Below are 2,776 nucleotides of genomic sequence, written 5' to 3' on the forward strand. Positions count from 1 at the left end.
ATTATAACTATCTGCTATAATTAAACCATGCAAACTAGTTGAAGCTATATGTTTACAAGAATTTATTTGCTGCATTATCTCTTTTAAATTTGGATTTTTAAGATCAATAAACAATATACTTTTAGTTGAAGAAATTATTCTCTGAACCCATTCTAAATTATATTGAGAATGATGAATAATTAATCCCCAATCATATTTATTAGTTTTTTGCATTGGCCATATTTTACTACACAAAATTCCAGGATCTCCATAAGGTACTACTTTATTTATTGATGGAAGTAATGACTGAGTTAAAGGTCCACGAAGTAAATTTATTTTATATTTACTTTCATCGAGTAATTGAGGAGCTAAAGTACCACTACCCCATACTTCATAAACTCGATCCCTTTTAGCCGGCCACTCAAGTATCGATCCTATACCTAAAATATCTGTATCCTTAATATCTTCAACATATTCAACTTGCTTATTAGATACAAAAGAAACTACATAAGGATTTAACTCATCACCCAAATTAGTAAAATCTTTCCCCCTCCACCATTTTAAATTTATAACCTCTCTTTTATAAATAATATTATGTAGTAAAGCTTTTAAGATTTCTTCATAAAAAAGGGGAGATAATTTCAAATTACCCTCTTCCTTTAAATCAAATTTTTCCCATTCACTCTTAAATTGGCGATTACAAACAAACCTATTTGATAAAACATCATCTTTTAATGGTTTACTTGTAAAATATTTTTTTCTTTCAATAGATTTAAATGAAAAACCGCTTTCATTTTCTTCAATAAAAACAACATCAACAAGATGATTTAAAGTAAATAAAACTCCTAGTTTTTTATCAAAACTTCCTATAAAACAATTAGGAGCTTTATTTTTCACCATTATCAGTTCATTATCAATTTTGCTCAAATAAGACTGATCTGACTCTCGGAAAACTTCATAAATATTCATATTTTTAATACCTACTTTAAATAACCTAATTTTTGTAAAACAATCAATTCTGCTTCTTCCCATTCATTAGAATTCACTATTCTATTGTATGCAGAATTAGCATTTTCAATAATTTTCATTGCTAATGATGGATTTCTTTCAATATAATCAAACTTCTCCTTTAAATCATTTAAACCTTTTGAAACAGGTATATAATGAATCCAAGGCTTAAGAAAAAAATCTGGAATTATTTCATATTCACAATCTTCTTTAAATGCTAAAGAATTTGTACCTATAACCCAATATAATTGTGTAGAAACATCGTTACCATTAGGGCATAAAATGTATTTATAATCTAACATTGAATTTTTACTAACATTTTCCGACCAAAGATTAGGATGATCCGTATATATCAAATCTTTAGCAAATGTACCTGTTAATTTAAAATCCATTATTTCAGGATGTAATTGTCCAAAAAAAATTGCATTGATACGTGAATAACGATATCTAGCCTTAACAAACTCATCAAATGTTTTTAAACTAAGAACACTATCTCGTTTGACATTACTTAACCAATTACTTCCATTTAATCCACCTCTCCAATATATTTTATTTATTTTATCTTTAAAATTATTATTATCAATAATTCTCCCATCTAAGCAATATCCTAAAGTTTCATTTGGAACAAAAAAACCAGCTCGTTGCCACAAAATCTCATCACCTATACCCCGTAGGCGATTATATGTGAAACAATTATATTTAAGCCCTGTCTGAGCTTCTTGCAAAGTACCACGACAATCTTCAAAATCAGATATCATTTGAATAGGCTGATTTATTAAATCTAACATTTGTTTAGAAAAACTTTGCAAAGGCCAAGGCTTATAACTACCAAATATTTCTCTTGCTAAGCTTTTATTTTCTTTAAAACTATAGCTTCCATGCTTAAAATGAATTTTTTTTTCTTCAAAATCCATCCCCATGGCCAACCTACTCGGATGATTATTAATCAATTCTTTTACATTGATTTTATTAAGCTTTAGAGGTGTTGGACACATGAATTCATGCAATTGCATAATATACTCACTATAATGTATAGGATCAAGGATTTCACACTTGTGAAATCCTTTAAAATTAATTAAATACTACTTCACAACCTAATTATAAGTAAATTTCAATTTAGTAATAATTTCAGATTCTTCAAACTTAAATGGGAAAGTTGAAGCTGCTATCAACTCTAAATCAATTGTTGAATAAAACCGATAAAGTGCAAATTTAACACCTTCACTGATATTAGACTTAAGATTTTCAAGCACTATCTTCTTAAACTCCTTCTCAAGACGCATAACCGTCATTCCATGCAAATTAGCTAACTTATTACGACGTGATAACATTAGGTCCTCCTGCAAACCTCTTATTAATCCAGTTAATTTCGCAATATCCCATTGGATAACTTGATGCCCCTTTCTATAAGCATAAACAGGAGATTTGATAGCATAGAATTTCTCTGCTGCTAACATTGCATTTACAAAAAAAGGTGGATCCTGAAACCGTCGATAATCGGGAAAAACAATATTATTCTCTTTTAACATAGCTAAATTATAAATAAAACGATGATAACCATAGTCAAATTGATAATCTGTATAACTAATCAAACCTTCTTTTTCAAATTTATAGGCTTTATATACTCCGCTAAACTCGGATTCAATTCTACCATCAGCATAATATCTAACAAATGATCCTCCAGCTATTTTAACTTTGTTTGCAATTGCATTTGTATAAAGAGTTTCAAGAACTTTTTTATCAGGATACCAATCATCTGAATCCATAAAAGCAATAAATTCACCCTGTG

The 2,776-nt window shown here is 28.7% G+C and carries 3 protein-coding genes; all 3 read right to left on the minus strand.

The annotated features are described in order from the left end of the window. On the minus strand, positions 1-948 hold a 948-nt coding region (locus QM652_RS14435), incomplete at its 3' end, for a polysaccharide pyruvyl transferase family protein (RefSeq protein WP_415077012.1). An 11-nt stretch (positions 949-959) separates the two neighbouring features. Continuing rightward, entirely contained in the window at positions 960-2,000 is a 1,041-nt protein-coding gene (locus tag QM652_RS14440) for a glycosyl transferase family 90 (RefSeq protein WP_415077014.1), read from the minus strand. Positions 2,001-2,081: 81 nt separating this feature from the next. Then, positions 2,082-2,776 (minus strand): glycosyltransferase (locus QM652_RS14445; protein ID WP_415077016.1); only part of this gene is annotated, 695 nt, incomplete at its 5' end.

The organism is Legionella sp. (genome assembly GCF_047605385.1).
Taxonomy (GTDB): domain Bacteria; phylum Pseudomonadota; class Gammaproteobacteria; order Legionellales; family Legionellaceae; genus Legionella.

Excerpts from the sequence above, each read along its gene's own strand:
- QM652_RS14440 (WP_415077014.1), bottom strand. The coding sequence starts at position 2,000 with ATGCAATTGCATGAATTCATGTGTCCAACACCTCTAAAGCTTAATAAA.